Below are 16,704 nucleotides of genomic sequence, written 5' to 3' on the forward strand. Positions count from 1 at the left end.
ATGGCGCTGGTCGGTATTAATAACGAAAACGAATTTTACTCCAACCACTATCTGGGCGAAGTCTTTACCAGCGATATCCGCGATGTACTGGAACCCTGGATTAACCAGGAAAATGCCGCTCGTGAAGCTGAACGCGCTGCCCGTGAACAGGGCAAAGAGATTGAGGCGGGCTACCGCGCGCCGTGGAACCAGCTTAACAGCCTGGCAACAGAGTTTTTCCGTAAACTCACTGAACATGAAAAACAGCGCCAGATCCCGCAGCGTCTCGCCGATCAGCGCACTCGCTGGCGGCCTCTATTAAAGGCATTGGGTTATGAACTTAATCCGCACATTCAGATGCTGGATGACGATACACCACTGCCGGTACTGGCGCGTTACAGCAGCACTGACGGTAGTCCGTGGCTGTGGATCGTTGAAGCACACGATCAGGAAGAGGGAACGCTGAACCCGCTGGCGCTCTCCTTACTGACCGCGCAATTCCCGGCGGATACCGACAAACATAAGCGCGACAGCCTGCGTAAGAAAGCGAACGGCGAATACCGCAGCTGGCAGGATCTACTCTCCACGGTGGTCTTTACGCAAAATGAACCGCCGCGTTTTGTGCTGCTGCTCGGCAACCGCCAGCTGCTATTGCTGGATCGTACTAAGTGGGCGCAAAACCGCCTGCTGCGTTTTGATTTTGAAGAGATTTTAAGTCGTCGCGAGATAGATACCCTGAAAGCGACGTCGGTATTGCTACACAAAGATTCGCTGTTGCCAGGCAGTGGTGCGCCGTACCTCGATTCTCTGGATGACAATTCGCACAAACATGCGTTTGGCGTGTCGGAAGATCTGAAATATGCCCTGCGTGAGAGCATTGAGCTGTTGGGCAATGAAGCGATGCGTTATCTCATCAACAACGAGCTGGCTTATTATACCGGGAAACGAGCTATTAACCCGGATGAGTTGAGCCGCGAATGCCTGCGGTATATGTATCGTCTGTTGTTCCTCTTCTACATAGAAGCGCGCCCGGAACTGGGCTATGCGCCGATGACCTCCAAAACCTATTTGCAGGGCTACAGCCTGGAAACACTGCGCGATCTGGAGATGATCCCGCTGACCAGCGAAGAAGATCGCAATGGGCGCTACTTCCACGATAGCCTGAATATGCTGTTCAAACTGGTGCGTGACGGCTACAGCGGCGGCGTGAAAATGCAGAGCGACCTGGAGAGCGGCGACCGGATCACTATTCACAGCCATCAGTTCAGCGTGCCGCGTCTGGAAAGTCATCTTTTTGAAGCGAATAACACCCGTATTCTTAACCGTGTGGTGTTCCGCAACGAAACCCTGCAACAAATTATTCAGGCGATGTCGTTAAGCCGCCCGGGTAAAGGACGTTTTAATCGCCGGGGGCGTATCTCCTATCGCCAATTGGGTATCAACCAGTTAGGTGCAGTGTATGAAGCGCTGCTCTCTTACCGAGGGTTCTTTGCCAGTGATGACCTCTACGAGGTCAAAAAAGCCGGAGAAGAGTTTAACGAGCTGGAGACAGGCTACTTCGTCAGCAAAGACGAGATCGGCAAATACCACGACGACGAGAAGGTCTACGAAAAAGACGGCAGCCTGCGTATTTACCGTAAAGGCAGCTTTATCTATCGGATGGCCGGACGCGACCGCGAAAAATCCGCCTCTTACTACACCCCGGAAGTGCTGACCCGCTCGTTAGTCAAATATGCCCTGAAAGAGCTGTTTAAAGAGCAAATTGATCCGATTACCGATCCGCACGCCAAAGCCGACGCCATATTAAACCTCACCGTGTGCGAACCGGCGATGGGCAGCGCAGCATTCCTTAACGAAGCCATCAACCAGCTGGCGGAAGCTTACCTGTTCCACAAACAGCAGGCGGAAGGTCGCCGTATTCCTCAGGATCGCTACACCCAGGAGCTGCAAAGGGTGAAGATGTACATTGCCGACAACAACGTATTCGGCGTGGACTTAAACCCGGTGGCGGTGGAGCTGGCGGAAGTGTCGCTGTGGCTGAATGCCATTAGCGGCGATGCATTTGTACCGTGGTTTGGCTACCAGCTGCACTGTGGCAACTCGTTGGTGGGCGCACGCCGTCAGGTGTTCAACAAAAGCGAGCTGGCCTACAAAAAAGCGAAAGATCCGAGCTGGCTTAACAGCGAACCGGCCGAGCTGGCGATGAATATTCCACGCGAAGAGAAGCAGATTTTCCACTTCCTGCTGCCGGATAGCGGTATGGCCAACTACAGCGACAAGGCCGTTAAGCAGCGCTATCCGGATGATTTCAGAGCACTGGACAGCTGGCGCAAAGAGTTTACCAAAAGCTTTGCACCGCATGAGATTGTCGATGTGCAGCGCATCAGCGGCAAAGTGGAAGCGCTCTGGAACACGTTTCGTCAGCAGCTGAAAGCCGAGCGCCAGAAAACCGCCGACAATTACTCGGTATGGCCTGTGGAAAATACAGCTCAAGTTCGCTCTTCTTTAAGCAGCAAAGATGAAACCTTCAACGGCCGCCTCGAAGATAACAGTACCTATCAGAAACTGCGCTGGGTGATGGACTACTGGTGCGCGCTGTGGTTCTGGCCGATCGACAAAGCGGATGAACTGCCGGATCGCGGCACCTGGCTGTTCGAGATGGAAACCCTGCTTGACGGTATTGTCGTCACGGAAAGGGTCACTGAAGCCGCAGAACAGGCTACCGGAGATCTGTTTGCCGACGAGGGCATGGTGCGTGAAGAGTCTTCGCTATTTTCCGGCGCTGGTCGCCTGAAAACTGAAGTGCTGTTCCGCCATTTACCACGTCTGGCGATAGTCGATGCGCTGAAAAAGCAGCACCGTTTCTTCCATTGGGATCTGGAATTCTGCGATCTGTTCGCCGAGCACGGCGGCTTTGACCTGATGCTCGGAAACCCGCCGTGGTTGAAAGTAGAATGGCAGGAAGCTGGCGTGCTGGGCGACTACGAGCCGGAGTTTGTTCTAGGCCGATTAAGTGCCTCGAAGTTGGCGACATTGCGTCATGAAACCTTCAATCGAATTCCGCTGCTCGAAAATGCCTGGCGTAACGAGTATGAGGGTTGCGGAGGGATGCAAAACTTCCTGAATGCGCAGCAGAACTACCCGGTGCTGCGTGGCGTGCAGACTAATCTGTATAAATGCTTCCTGCCGCAGGCATGGCGCTTAGGGGCGCAGAAAGGCGTGGCAGGTTTCCTGCACCCGGAAGGGATTTATGATGACCCAAAAGGTGGGCAATTACGTGCGGCGGTATATCCGAGGCTGAGGGCGCATTTTCAATTTCAGAATGAGTTAAATTTGTTTGTTGAAGTTGATCACCATGCGAAGTTTAGCAGCAATATTTATTCTGCTAGCCCTGGCACTGTGGGATTTGAACACATATCTAATTTGTATGCTCCGCAAACTATTGATGCATGTTTTGAACATTCTGGCAGTGGGGACATTCCCGGTCTCAAAGACGAGATTGAGAGCGAGGGAAAATTAAAAGTTGTATGGAACACATCTGGCCACCGTTCTCGACTAATAAGTATCGCCACTCATGAGCTAGAATTATTTGCTCGTCTTTATGACAGCGAAGGAACTCCAGCCTGGCAGGCACGTTTGCCAGCTTTGCACGCAGAACAACTTGTTGCTGTACTGGAAAAGTTTGCTAATCAGCCGAAGAGATTGGGTGATTTACAGGGGCAATATTTATCCCTGGAAATGTGGCATGAAACAAACCAGCAGAAAGACGGCACTATTGAACGTAAGACGCAGTTCCCTGAGGATGCATCACAATGGGTATTGTCTGGCCCGCACTTCTTTGTTGGGACGCCGTTCTACAAGACTCCACGCCAAAACTGTACGTTAAACAGCGATTATGACTGCCTCGATCTGCTAACTCTGCCTGATGACTATCTGCCGCGCACTAACTATATTCCGGCATGTAATGCGCAGGAGTATGCCAAACGTACTCCACGCGTTACATGGACTGAACTGGATGAAGATGAGCCGAGAAAAGTTACGGATTACTATCGTCTATTTTTGCGGAAAATGATTAGTCAATCAGGTGAAAGATCTTTGATCTCTACCTTAGCTCCACCAGATGCTGCGCATATCCATGGATGCATTTCCTTTACCTTAAAAGATCATCAAGATCTTTTAAGGGCTGCGATCATTTGCTCATCTTTGACCGGTGATTTCTATCTAAAATCTACAGGCGTAGGTAACTTTGGATTATCTCAATTCAATAGCCTTCCTTATCTTTCTAATCGTGTTGTATCTATTGTTAGTGGACGTTATTTGGCATTAGTAAGTCTTGTAACTCCTTATCAAGACCTTTGGAATTCTTGCTACACCCAAGATTTCAACACCCAGCGCTGGAGTCGCAATCTCCCGCAACTCCCCCAAGATTTCTTCGCCAACCTGACCCCAGAGTGGCAGCGTAACTGCGCCTTACGTTCCGACTACAGTCGCCGTCAGGCGCTGGTGGAAATCGACGTGCTGGTGGCACAGGCGTTGGGATTAACCCTTGAAGAACTGCTTACCATCTATCGCGTGCAGTTCCCGGTCATGCGCCAGTACGAAGCCGATACCTGGTATGATCAAAACGGCCGCATCATCTTTACCCCAAGCAAAGGCCTGGTGGGTGTTGGTCTGCCGCGTACCGCGCGTAAAGCTGACCTGAAAAACGGTTTTGTCTTTGATGTCGACAGCCCTGAATGGACTGGCGGCGACTGCACCGATCAAGCCATCGGCTGGGATGATGTCAAGCATCTGCAAACAGGCACTGTCAGCGTCACTTTTGATGACTATACCCGCAGCGACGAAGGCGAGCGCCGAACTGTCACCTGGCAGGCTCCGTTTATCAAACCCGACCGCGAAGATGATTATAAAGTGGCCTGGGCATTCTTTGCACCAGATAAGGAGAGCGCCTGATGCTGCCTTCTGTTGTCAGTCGGCAGGTTGCCGACAGCGTTGCTTCCTTTTTACGGACTGCCTTTCCGCTTAACAGCCCGCTGTTTAACGGTGAAGAAAACAATAACATCTCGATGCTGGAGCAATTTCTGTCCCAGCCGGAAACGCTGCTGAAAGGGCCGTATCTTTCTGCTCAGCTGCCGTTTCGTAAAAGTGACTTACCGCTGAATTTCTTCCCTAACCTGACGCTGCCGTTCCCGCCGCACGCGCATCAGGCGCAGGCGTTTCAACGCCTGGGTATCGAGACGCCTCAGCCGACACTGGTGGCGACCGGGACGGGTTCTGGTAAAACGGAATGTTTTATGTTCCCGCTGCTTAACCATTGTGCTGGGGCATCTGAGGCCGGTGTTAAAGCGATCATCATCTACCCGATGAACGCCCTGGCAACCGATCAGGCCAGCCGTTTCGCCAAAACCATCGCCAGCGATCCGCAACTGCATGGCAAGGTGACCGTCGGCCTGTTTGTTGGCGACAGTGAAATCGAGCCCAGCAAAAAGATGTCTGCGGATAAAGTCATCACCTGCAAACATACTCTGCGCGAGAATCCGCCGGATATCCTGCTGACCAACTATAAGATGCTGGATTACCTGCTGATGCGCCCCGGCGATCAGAAGCTCTGGCGCTATAACCAGCCTGGGTCACTGCGTTATCTGGTGGTGGATGAACTGCATACGTTTGATGGTGCGCAGGGGTCGGATCTGGCCTGTCTGGTGCGCCGCTTAAAGCATCATATTGGTGTCGATGACAAGCGTTTTGCCTGCGTGGGGACGTCGGCTACCGTAGGTGACGAACTGGGACAACTACTCGATTACGCAAAAACGATCTTTGATCAGCCATTTGGTGATGACGCGATTATTCGAGAAGATCGCTACACGGCGGCAGAGTATCTGCAGGGTTATACCATTGAGTACAGTCAGTATCCGGGCCAGGAGGCCTGCGCTGTGCTGGATCCGCAAGCGTACGCCAGCCCGGTAGACTATCTGAACGGACAAATTCCGCTGTGGTTCCCGGATAGTTCACTGCAATTACCTGCCGATCTGGACAGCGATCGCGGACGTGAAAAGCGTATTGAATTGGGCTCATTGTTACGTCGCCACAGCATCCTGCACGTACTGCTGGAGGATTTGCAGGGCGGAATTTTGTCGGAACAGCAGTGCCTGGAAAATCTCCAGGTGATGCTGGCGGAAAGTGCTGGGCATGCAACCCGCGTGCTGCAAAGCATTCTGGCACTAATTGCCCAGGCACGCCTGGAGGTTCCAGAAAAACAGGAAGATCGGGAAAAGCGCCTGCAGGCGAATAAAGCACGTCCCGTTCTGCCTTTTGTGCAACTACGTTCTCAGCTGTGGTTGCGCGAGATGCGCCGCCTGGTCGCCAGCGTGTCAAAAACACCTGAGCTTGTTTTTGCTGATGATGTCGCGGTGGAAGATCGCGAACATTATCTTCCAGTTATTCACTGTCGTGACTGCCATGCTACCGGGTGGGCGAGCCTGCGCCATGGTCAGAGCGTTCAACTCGAAACTGATCTGGACGGTATTTATCGTCAGTTCTTCGAAAAAGGCCGTTCTATTGTACTAGCCTTCCCGGATAACAACGATGAACCTGTCAGCGGTGTTCACCAGAAGCTGTGCCCTTCCTGTTTAAAGCTCAATAAGCAATCTAACGTGCAGTGCGGGCATTGTGGCCATACTGGTCTGCTACAAGTACTTATCCCGGATATGCTCAAAGAGCGTAAGGATGAGCTGGAATTTGCCAACGAATGCCCGTACTGCAACAGCAAACAGGGTATTTCGATTCTTGGGTCGCAGGCAGCCAGCCTGTCGGCGGTGATGATCCATCAGCTTTATGGCAGCCAGTTCAACGAACATAAAAAACTGATTACGTTTTCTGACTCGGTACAGGATGCCGCACACCGCGCCAGTTTCTTTACCGCCCGAACTTGGCCGTTGATGGTACGCGGACAAATCGCCAGCGTGTTGGGTGAAAAAGAAACGTTACCGTTGGATGCCTTTGCGGCGCGCGTCTGCCAGCAAGCGCGTGAACGTTCACCGGATGATGCTCATTTTGCCGCGAGCTTCATCGCGCCTAACATGCAGTGGATGAACGATTACCAGACGCTGAAGAACGAAGGCCAGCTGGCAGAGAGTTCCAATTTACCGGAGCTGGTTTCTCTTCGTCTCGACTGGGAGGTATACAGCGAATTTACCCTACGCGCACGAATTGGACGTACGCTGGAGGCCACTGGTTACGCAGCCGCAGGAATTGATATTGCACGTTTCAATTCAGCGATAACGGCGCTTCACCAACAGCTTGTCGAGGAGCTGGGTGATGAAATGGTTGGGGTCAGCGTTGAGCAGGTGGCACACCTGGTGATTGGCGTTCTTTGGCATCAGCGGCAGGCGGGAGCTGTTCTGCATCCGGCGTTCGAAAGTTATCGGCGCGAGGGTAAGACCTTTATGATGACGCAGAAGGAGCGAACTTCGCGCTATATGCCGTCTATTGGTCCGAAAACGCGTAAACCGGCCTATGCCTCGTTTGAAAAAATAAATGGCTTCCATCGACTGATTGGTGCGAAATCCAACCCCAGCTGGTATCAGCATTGGATCAACCGCACGCTCAGCAACGGCAATAATCTGTTTATCAGCAGCCTGGCCGAGACGGTTTTACGACGTCTGTTTGCGACACTGAAAATGACCGGGTTGGTAAAAGACTTTGACACAAAAGGCAAAGAAGCTTGGGGGCTAGTACCTTCGGCGCTGGTGGTGAGTCGTGATGTTGTTCAGCTAAACTGCACTTGCTGTCGTGAGGTTGTTCGGGCTCCGGCCGATCAGGGCTGGCACTGGCGAAACGCGCCATGCCTTTCTCTGCGCTGTGAGGGGCACTATCAGGAAGCTGAAAATACAGTGACCTGGCACTGGGATAATATGGACATCGCGCGTGTCCAGGGGGCAGAGCATACCGGATTACTAAGCCGTGAAGATCGTGAGGCTACAGAAAAATCGTTCTACCGCGGTAATCAGCCATGGAATATCAACCTGCTCTCGGCAACACCGACGCTGGAGATGGGTATCGATGTGGGTGACCTTTCTACGGTATTACTCTGTTCTGTTCCACCCGCGCAGGCTAATTACTTACAGCGTATTGGTCGTGCCGGGCGTAAAGACGGCAATGCGCTTAACATTACAGTGGCTGAGGGGAACCCGCACGATCAGTTCTTCTTTGAAGAACCTCTGGAAATGATGCAAGGGCAGGTACAGGCTCCAGGTGTGTTCCTGAACGCAACGGCTATTTTGGAGCGTCAGCTGGCTGCATTCTGCATGGACAACTGGGTGAAAACCGGCGTCCCGGCATCTGCTATCAACAAAAACGTGAAACAGATGCTGGACGGGCTGGAGTTTGGACACAAATCTGGGTTCCCTTATAACTTCCTGCGTTACGTCGAACAGAATCATGTGGATATTGCTGCGCAGTTCTCGTCCATCTTCCCTGACCTTACAGAAGACACACGTCTACAGCTCCTGTCATATTTGCAAGGGGCACCAGGACAACGTTCCCTGGTGCAACGTATTGAAGAGGCATTAAAACTGCTGGTGGAAGATCGCAAATCGTTGCGTTCCCGGATTGATAAGCTCAAGCGTAGTATCGACAAGCTGGATAGCGACCCGCACGATCAAAACTTTGACAGCGATATGCGCGAGTTGACTTCGGAACGTCAGGCGCTGATGACGCTGGTGAACCAGATCAATAACAAGCAGACGCTTAATTTCCTCACCGATGAAGGATTACTTCCCAACTATGCCTTCCCGGAGGCCGGTATTACGCTGCGTTCTGTGCTGTGGCGGCGCAAGGACGGTGGGGAAACGCGTGAGTATCAGAACACGACCTACGAATACGAACGTCCGGCTTCAACGGCCCTGGCTGAGCTTGCCCCGTTGAATAACTTCTATGCGGGCGGGCATAAAGTTGAAATCGAACAGATTGACCTTAAAGTGTCTGAGCCTGAAAACTGGCGTATTTGTAGCCACTGTAATTACAGCGAGAATATCGATCAGACCGGCGATCAGCATAAATACTGCCCAAAATGCGGCACACCGGGTTGGGCTGATGCCGGGCAAAAAACGACGTTACTGAAGCTTCGCCAGGTTTATGCCCGCTCAAGCGCCCGTGACAGCCAGATCAGTGATGAGAGCGATAGTCGCGAACCGGCATTCTTCCAGCGACAGCTACTGGTCAGCTTCGAAAAAGAGGATGTATCGGCCGCTTATGCTATTGATGAAGGAGATATCCCGTTTGGCTTTGAGTTTTTGAGCAAAGTGACTCTGCGAGATATCAACTTTGGCAAAATGGCGGATGATGCCAATGAGCTGATGATCGCAGGAGAGGCAAAGAAACGCACCGGGTTTAAAGTTTGCCTCGGCTGCGGCATGGTGCAGCGCCCTCGAGATCATGAACCACGTCATGACCTGAGCTGTAAATATCGCGCTGAACCCGAAAAAGCGAAGTTTGAAGATTATCTCTACCTTTATCGCCAACTGGAATCTGAGGCGTTGCGTATCCTGCTGCCGGTAACCAGCTACAGTAACGATCGCGTGGTAGAAGCCTCCCTGGGGGCAGCCATTCAGCTTGGGCTCAAACATTACTTCAAAGGTAACGTGGATCACCTGAAAGGCGTGGTATATCGCGAGCCGGAAAATGAGGGCGAATCCTGGCGTCAGTATCTGGTGATTTACGACACCGTACCAGGGGGGACCGGCTCACTCAAAGAATTGATGCGTACACCTGACAACCTGCTGAAATTACTTGAGCTAGCCTACAAGGCGCTAGTGGAATGCAGCTGCAACCATGATACGCATAAAGACGGCTGCTATCGCTGTGTTTACGCATACCGTGACCGCGGGCGTATGAAGTATGTATCAAGAGATCAGGCGCGTCTCTTACTGGCAAAAATCCTGAAGGCCAGTGCTTCTATACGCGTTATTGATTCCATCAAAAACATTTCGCTTGATGCCATGATGGGGAGTGAACTGGAAAAAAGGTTCATTCACTGCCTGCAGGATAACAAAAATCTTCTCGTGAGCCGGAGTTATGCCCATCAGAACGCAGGCTGGATTATTAATACCCGTACAGAACCGGCGATGAGCTGGCATCTCAAAGCACAGGTTGATTTAGGGGTTAAAGAAGGGGTTGGCATCCTTAGCCGACCAGATTATGTGCTCTATCCTCTGATGCAGTCAGAAAAGATAAAACCGGTAGCAATTTTCCTGGATGGTTTTGCTTTTCATAAAGATAGCGTATCGGATGATGTCCAAAAACGGCAGGCGATTAAAGACAGCGGGAAATTTTGGGTATGGACAGTGACCTGGGCAGACCTTCAAGAACAAGGACTGAAACATGTTCAGGATGTCATGGGGCTTGGGCATAACCCGGATATGAAACAGCCTAAGTTTTATAACCCGTTCCATGATACAAACTTTGCGAGGCTTGAAGGTTCATTCAGGGAGAGAAACAGTTTCGCACTGTTACTCGATTATCTCACTGATCCCGTTAATAAAACTCTGCTATGGCAGAAAATGGCTGCAGCTTATGCCTGGGTGTGGCTGGATCCTAAAAAGTCGCAGGATACCGGAGTCAAACAAAAGTACGCCTATGAAATGCAGGAGAACGCTCCCGCTTATCGGTTGAATGCACTTTTGCCTGATGAACCATTTGTATTTGGCGGTTTACTGGATAGCTGTAGCTCATCACAACTGTTCATTGAGCTGGCAGCTGTTGTACCGCAACAAGCCATTAAATCAACGACAAGCATTGAACAAATGCGAAATTGGTTGAGGCTGCATATTTGCTTTGACGATCGTTATTCTCAGGATGATGGCTATGAAGCCGGATTTAATGGTTTCTGGCGGATGGTGAATTTACTGCAGTTCTTGCCAGATATGACGTTTACCAGTCGTAAAGCGGTTAACTCACCGCAAGAGTCTGGAGCAGCCAAAATTGAGACGTCGGTGGTAGCAGAGATTCAGTCTGATGAGAGCTGGGCGGAGATAATTGAGTTCGGTTTGTTGAGTACAGAAGAAATCGCTTTGCTTCAGTCATTATCGCTACCTGCACCGACAGTAGGATATGAATTGCAGGATGACGATGGCGAAATTATTGCAGAAGCCGATCTCGCCTGGCCGTTACAAAAGCAAGCCTTGATTATAGATAATCAGGACTTTACTGCTTTATTCGAAAGTAAGGGTTGGCACGTTGCACTCGGGCCAATTGACGAAAATACATTGCAGCATCTGTCCGGAGGTAACAAATGACGATTCCAACGCCAAAGGTGGCACTTTCTGATGGTTTTCTGGGGGCTTTTGCGCGGATTCCTAAAGCGCAGCAAAAAAAGGTCCAGGAATTCATCTCCAAGTTCCGCCAGGATCCGACGAGTAATGGGCTGAACTACGAAAAGATCCACGATGCACGCAGCAATAATGTGCATTCCGTGCGTATTGACCAAACCTACCGGGGGATCGTCCTGAAACCTGAGCAGGGTACTCTGTATATGCTGATGTGGGTGGATAAGCACGACGAAGCCTACGACTGGGCGCGGCGACACGAATGTGCGATTCACCCGGTAACCGGTGCGATTCAGGTGATTGACACCAGCTATATCAAACCTACACCCGAGCCGACTGTTGTTGATAAACCTAAACTCTTTGCTGCTTATACGGCAGAGCAGATCCTCGCGCTGGGTGTTCCTCCTGTGTTTATTGAGCAGGTGATGGCACTTGTAGATGCCGCAGGGCTGAATCAGCTGGAAAGTGTGATGCCTGCGGAAGCCTGGGAACCCCTACACTGGCTGGCAGAAGGTCTGGATTACCGGGAAGTGCTGGAGGAGTTTAACGAGCACCGTGATGAGCCTGTTGATACCAACGACTTTATTGAGGCGATGGAACGAAGTAAACGTCGCTTCCATGTCGTTGAGAATGAACAAGAGCTACTGCAAATGCTCAACGCGCCACTGGAAAAATGGAGAGTCTTCCTCCATCCGAGCCAGCGAAAACTGGTAGAGTCTCCGGCAAATGGTCCGGTACGTGTATTAGGTGGTGCAGGCACGGGCAAAACAGTTGTTGCGATGCATCGTGCACGTTGGTTGTCCCAACGCCTGGTCGATAAACCCGGAAAAAAAGTTCTGTTCACGACCTTCACCCGTAACCTGGCGGCGGATATTCGCGCCAACCTCCAGCGTTTGTGTAGCCGTGAAGAGATGGCACGTATTGAAGTTGTTAACATTGATGCCTGGATGAGCGAGCAGCTTAAACGCCATGGATATGATTTCCGTGTGGTGTATGACAGCGATGAAGGGCGACGTAAATGCTGGAACTATGCCTTGCAGCAAGTCCCTGCTGAATTGGGATTACCTGATAACTTTTATTCTGAAGAGTGGCAACGTGTTGTTCAGCCGAATGCGGTTTACAGCCGTGAAGAATATCTGAAGGTGAGTCGTATTGGTCGTGGCACGGCGTTATCCCGTATTCAGCGTGCGAAAATCTGGCCTGTGTTCGAAGAGTTCCGGGCACAAATGGCGCGAGCCAAACTGCGAGAGATGGGTGATGCCATGCATGAGGCTATCATTCTGTTTAAAGAAAAGCAGGTGCAATTGCCTTATAGCAGTATCGTAGTCGATGAAGCTCAGGATATAGGCGCACCGGCCTTTACCCTTATTCGTAGCCTAGTTCCAGAGTCTCCTAACGATCTCTTTATCGTGGGTGATGGACATCAGCGTATTTACCGCAATAAAGTCGTTCTAGGTCAGTGTGGGATTAACGTTCGTGGGCGCCGTAGTAAAAAACTGAAAATTAACTACCGGACTACAGAAGAGACGCGACAGTTTGCTGTCGGGTTGTTAACCGGCGTTAAGGTTGACAACCTGGATGGTGAAACTGATTCCTGCAACGATTATTTATCATTGCTTCATGGTGAAAAACCCATGATTACTCATGCTTCAGATTTTAAGGAAGAGGCTGAGACGATTATCAAGCAAATTCAGGTGTTGTTAGCCAATGATGTCCGTTCCCAGGATATCTGCATTACTTCCCGCACGCGGCATACGAATGAGCGCTATGTGTCAGCTCTGAATGAAGCGGGAATTGAAACTTTTAATTTAGGGAACGATAGTGGCGACAGTGATCAACGGGCCGGTGTTCGCATTGCAACAATGCACCGCATTAAAGGGCTAGAGTTCCAGTATGTGTTCCTTGCCGGTATCAACGATGGCGTTGTACCGGAAGTAAAAGCCATAGCATCTGACGATCCTGTTGAACAACGTGATGCACTATTTAATGAACGTGCGCTGCTCCATGTTGCAGCAACTCGTGCGGTAAAAGGATTGTTTGTTTCTTCATTCGGTGTACCAAGTACATTATTAACCGTTAAGTAATATTTTTCTGTATGGGCCTGGAGGGCGAATTTTTCTGGCTCTTAGTACGATATTGAAGCTAGAAATATGGATCTTAGGGTTTATGTATTTTCTGTCCGTTCAGTGGGCGAATCATATCGCTGGCGCCAACTCTGACCCAGCGTTGCGGTCATCGCCCACATACGTTCATATCGCGGTCTTAAAACTTCTGAGATTCATACGGCGCTCAGGCAAGAATCATCCCTGTGTGGGTAGGCTGTCGATGCGCAGAAGCTGTCATATGCTTCAATAGTAAGCTTACTGTGCCTGACAGGTTAACTTCCATGGTATAAGCAATTCGAATAAGGTAAGGGATAACTTCTCACACTAAGGTGCATCACACTTTGGTGGCTCAAGAGAGATAAGGCACTGTGCCATATCCGTTAAAGACTCATCGCCACTGTGTTTCAGGCCGAACAGCAAATCTTCCTGGCGCGGCTGACCGAAGACTATACGGTAGAGTGCAAGTTCTCGTTTGAGCCGCTTAAACTTAATGCTCTCTTTGCTGTATGGCAGTATGGGAACCCGGCGCTCGACGCGAGAGGTTCCTTCCTCAAAAATCCAGTAGGGAATCAGATCTGACTGTCCAGCTTTGCGTTGACTTGCTGCAAGTGCGAAGAGCTGTGCCCAGGGATCTGCACTTTCTGCCAGTGAATGAAGTGCACTCAAACCATAATACTCGGCAATATTCTTCCTTACCGCATGGCCCTTATAACGGTGTACTCGTCCTTCACGCTGTTCTAGATCGACCGGGTTTGACGGTAGATTCCAGTGCATCACCGCATGACACCAGGTGTGAAAATCGAGCCCCTCTTGCCCGATTGAGGTGGAAGCCAATACAAAGGGGTGGAAGGGAGAGTTAAACGCATCTTTTACCGATTCAGCATGTGTGACTGCTTGATCCGTGTCGTCTCTCAACTGACCGTAGCGTAAAGCAAAGCGACAACGTGTATATATACTGAATCAACTTGAAGATGCAGGTTTGAGTACCTGAAAATTATCATTAATTCGAGACGCCAAACTACCTGCGATCTCTGGAAGCGTCACAGTAAAAAATCGGTCGATCGCAGCCTTAAAGTCTCGTTTATTGTTGAAATAAACGTTGTTTCTCGACTGCTCATTCATTACCTTCCATAGCCTCTCTATTGGATTGAGATTTGGACTATAAGGTGGGAGATAATGAAGCTTTATATTAAGGGTCAGCGCTGCATTTTTGACGAGATCACTTCAGTGATATCCCGCGCCATCTAAAATAAGATGAAGCTTATGGGATAATGGATAACTCTCTCTTAATTTGCTGAAAAAACGAACAATACTTTCACTATTAATATATTCATCATCACTCACGATGGTCGCGCCGGTCATGTATCCAATCCGGTGAGTAACCTATAATATAGGGTAATTTACCGGAGAATACTCATGGCTAAAGTCGATGTAAGGTGCCCATTTTGTCAACAAACTCCCTCAGTAAAAAAACATGGATTAGGAAGCACTGGCCATCAACGCTATCGTTGCCAAGATTGCTGTCGAAGCTTTCAACTCGATTATGAATATCGCGCCTGCCTACCTGGGACTAAAGATAAAATTATCGATCTCACGATGAATAATGCCGGTATTCGTGATACCGCTAGAGCCCTTCATATCAGCATTAATGCTGTTGTTCGTACTTTAAAAAACTCTCGCCGAGGCAGGTAACCTCTTTACCTCTTGATAATCTGCACATTGAACTGCTTTATGAAGTGGATGAACAGTGGTCTTTTGTTGCTAGCAAGAAGCAACAACGCTGGCTCTGGTATGCTTGGGAGCCTCGCCTAAAACGAATTATTGCCATACATTTGGTCGTCGAAATAAGAAAACGCTTCACAAGTTACTGGCATTACTCTCTAGATTTAATGTGGCCTTTTGGTGCACCGATAAGTTTAACGCTTATGAGATATTGCCGAAGGAAAAATACGTAGCCAATAAGTTTTATACACAACGAATTGAACGAGAGAACTTAAACTTAAGAAACCGTTTAAAGCGACTTAATCGTAAAACATTAGGCTACTCAAAGTCAGCAGAAATGCACGACAAGATCATCGGCACATTTATTGAACGCGAACACTACCTATTATGATGATCTACATATTGAATACATGACCCAAAAATGTATGTCGTACGGCCGCAGTTTTTCATCCCTATAATTACTCTGTTGCGTAACGCATCGATGAGTTCCCTTCAGTACAAATCAGAGTTAGCGCTGGTAAGAGCACAAAATATCGATATCACTAATTTTGAAACTCAACTTGATGATTTTAAAAGTGCTTTTGGTCGTAATTGGCGCTTGGCTTCGGATGGATTTGAAGAAGCAGTAAAACGTATTGATGAAGCCATCAAAGATCTAGAAAAAACAAAAGATGCACTACATAAATCAGCTAATAATTTACGACTGGCTAACGATAAAGCAGAAGATCTCACAGTGAAAAAATTAACTCGAGGCAATCCAACAATGGCAACAAAATTTGCTGAACTCAAACATCAGTCGCCATCAGAATAACTGCCATTCATTCTGCACTGGTAATGATAATGTCTCATGTAAAATCTAATAAAAAATAAAAGACTCATCAATCGGGTACCCAAAGGTACCCGTTTTAATCCATTAATCAAATGTATATTCACACTCGATACATTCATAACGGTCAAATACGACGCCATCTAAAGCTGAACCACTCACAGCCCCAGCAGTAGCTCCAGCTATTAAACGTCCAAACAGCGCACCAATCGTCGCACCAGCAATCGTCCCTACAACAGGAACAGCAGAGCCGATAGACGCTCCAGCTAGTGCGCCTGATACGCCACCAGCAACAGCTCCTGTCTTTTTCCCTATATGACGTTCACGAATACGGGTTGAGTCACATACAGGGCAACAAATGTAATTTTCCATCATGATTTCCTTTTATTTTGATTAAAAAGCAAAAAAGCCCCAGTCCGTGAGGACAGAGGCTTTCAGTGATAAAGCTTCTTTATTGAATGAGATGTATTACGATAAATCGTGGTTAGTTATCATGCGTTTTGACGATGAAAATTCCCATGAAGAATATTTCCACCATTTCTCAATGAATCGATATAGTCGGCATACCACTGCATCATTTCTCGTCTACCTTCAAGATATTGCGCATGGTTATAGGTTCCACGTATCGCATTTTTATTGCTATGCGCCAGCTGTGTTTCAATCCAAGCGCTGTTAAAACCTTTCTCACGATAATCCTCATCTCGTGGCGGAGACCGTGTCCTGTTAGCCTTCCTTCATACCTAAGCAA

The 16,704-nt window shown here is 49.4% G+C and carries 6 protein-coding genes and 3 pseudogenes; 5 read left to right on the forward strand and 4 right to left on the reverse strand.

Annotated features, from left to right (window positions below; translation table 11 throughout):
- The 3 genes from P3L37_RS17495 to P3L37_RS17505 are packed head-to-tail and all read left to right on the forward strand — an operon-like array spanning position 1 to position 13,387.
- Positions 1-4,932, forward strand: coding sequence for a hypothetical protein (locus tag P3L37_RS17495; protein ID WP_272667487.1), 4,932 nt, complete (start codon positions 1-3; stop codon positions 4,930-4,932).
- Positions 4,932-11,273: a DEAD/DEAH box helicase gene (locus P3L37_RS17500; protein WP_272667486.1), complete on the forward strand. Its 6,342-nt coding sequence runs from the start codon at positions 4,932-4,934 to the stop codon at positions 11,271-11,273. The genes P3L37_RS17495 and P3L37_RS17500 overlap by 1 nt, the downstream gene beginning before the upstream one ends.
- A complete protein-coding gene (locus tag P3L37_RS17505; RefSeq protein WP_108478851.1) occupies positions 11,270-13,387 on the forward strand; it encodes an ATP-dependent helicase in 2,118 nt (705 codons plus the stop codon). The genes P3L37_RS17500 and P3L37_RS17505 overlap by 4 nt, the downstream gene beginning before the upstream one ends.
- 345 nt (positions 13,388-13,732) lie before the next feature.
- Here P3L37_RS17505 and P3L37_RS17515 read toward each other — a convergent pair whose 3' ends face one another.
- Together P3L37_RS17515 and P3L37_RS17520 are read right to left on the reverse strand one after the other, a co-directional pair.
- Positions 13,733-14,323 carry a helicase-related protein gene (locus P3L37_RS17515; protein WP_272667485.1) on the reverse strand — a complete coding sequence of 197 codons (591 nt, stop codon included), beginning with the start codon at positions 14,321-14,323 and terminating at the stop codon, positions 13,733-13,735.
- Positions 14,324-14,368: 45 nt separating this feature from the next.
- Positions 14,369-14,758 (reverse strand): annotated as a pseudogene (locus P3L37_RS17520) (IS630 family transposase); the annotation flags it as partial.
- Positions 14,759-14,824: 66 nt separating this feature from the next.
- Here P3L37_RS17520 and P3L37_RS17525 point away from each other — a divergent pair.
- Positions 14,825-15,521: pseudogene (locus P3L37_RS17525) on the forward strand (IS1 family transposase).
- Positions 15,522-15,551: 30 nt separating this feature from the next.
- Positions 15,552-15,941, forward strand: coding sequence for a DUF2130 domain-containing protein (locus P3L37_RS17530; protein ID WP_230084878.1), 390 nt, complete (start codon positions 15,552-15,554; stop codon positions 15,939-15,941).
- Between the two features lie 102 nt (positions 15,942-16,043).
- Here the strand turns inward: P3L37_RS17530 and P3L37_RS17535 are convergent, their stop codons facing one another.
- Both P3L37_RS17535 and P3L37_RS17540 read right to left on the reverse strand, forming a co-directional pair.
- On the reverse strand, positions 16,044-16,328 hold the full coding sequence (locus P3L37_RS17535; RefSeq protein ID WP_272676003.1) for a hypothetical protein: 285 nt from the start codon (positions 16,326-16,328) through the stop codon (positions 16,044-16,046).
- Between the two features lie 119 nt (positions 16,329-16,447).
- Positions 16,448-16,695: pseudogene (locus tag P3L37_RS17540) on the reverse strand (tyrosine-type recombinase/integrase); the annotation flags it as partial.
- Between the last annotated feature and the right edge of the window lie 9 nt (positions 16,696-16,704).

Origin of the sequence: Providencia sp. PROV114 (assembly GCF_032704305.1) — a bacterium.
GTDB classification, from domain to species: Bacteria; Pseudomonadota; Gammaproteobacteria; order Enterobacterales; family Enterobacteriaceae; genus Providencia; species Providencia rettgeri.

Bases quoted from the DNA above. Each gene is read 5' to 3' on its own strand.
- P3L37_RS17530 (WP_230084878.1), top strand. From the start codon at position 15,552: ATGTATGTCGTACGGCCGCAGTTTTTCATCCCTATAATTACTCTGTTG.
- P3L37_RS17500 (WP_272667486.1), top strand. From the start codon at position 4,932: ATGCTGCCTTCTGTTGTCAGTCGGCAGGTTGCCGACAGCGTTGCTTCC.
- P3L37_RS17495 (WP_272667487.1), top strand. From the start codon at position 1: ATGGCGCTGGTCGGTATTAATAACGAAAACGAATTTTACTCCAACCAC.
- P3L37_RS17535 (WP_272676003.1), bottom strand. From the start codon at position 16,328: ATGGAAAATTACATTTGTTGCCCTGTATGTGACTCAACCCGTATTCGT.
- P3L37_RS17505 (WP_108478851.1), top strand. From the start codon at position 11,270: ATGACGATTCCAACGCCAAAGGTGGCACTTTCTGATGGTTTTCTGGGG.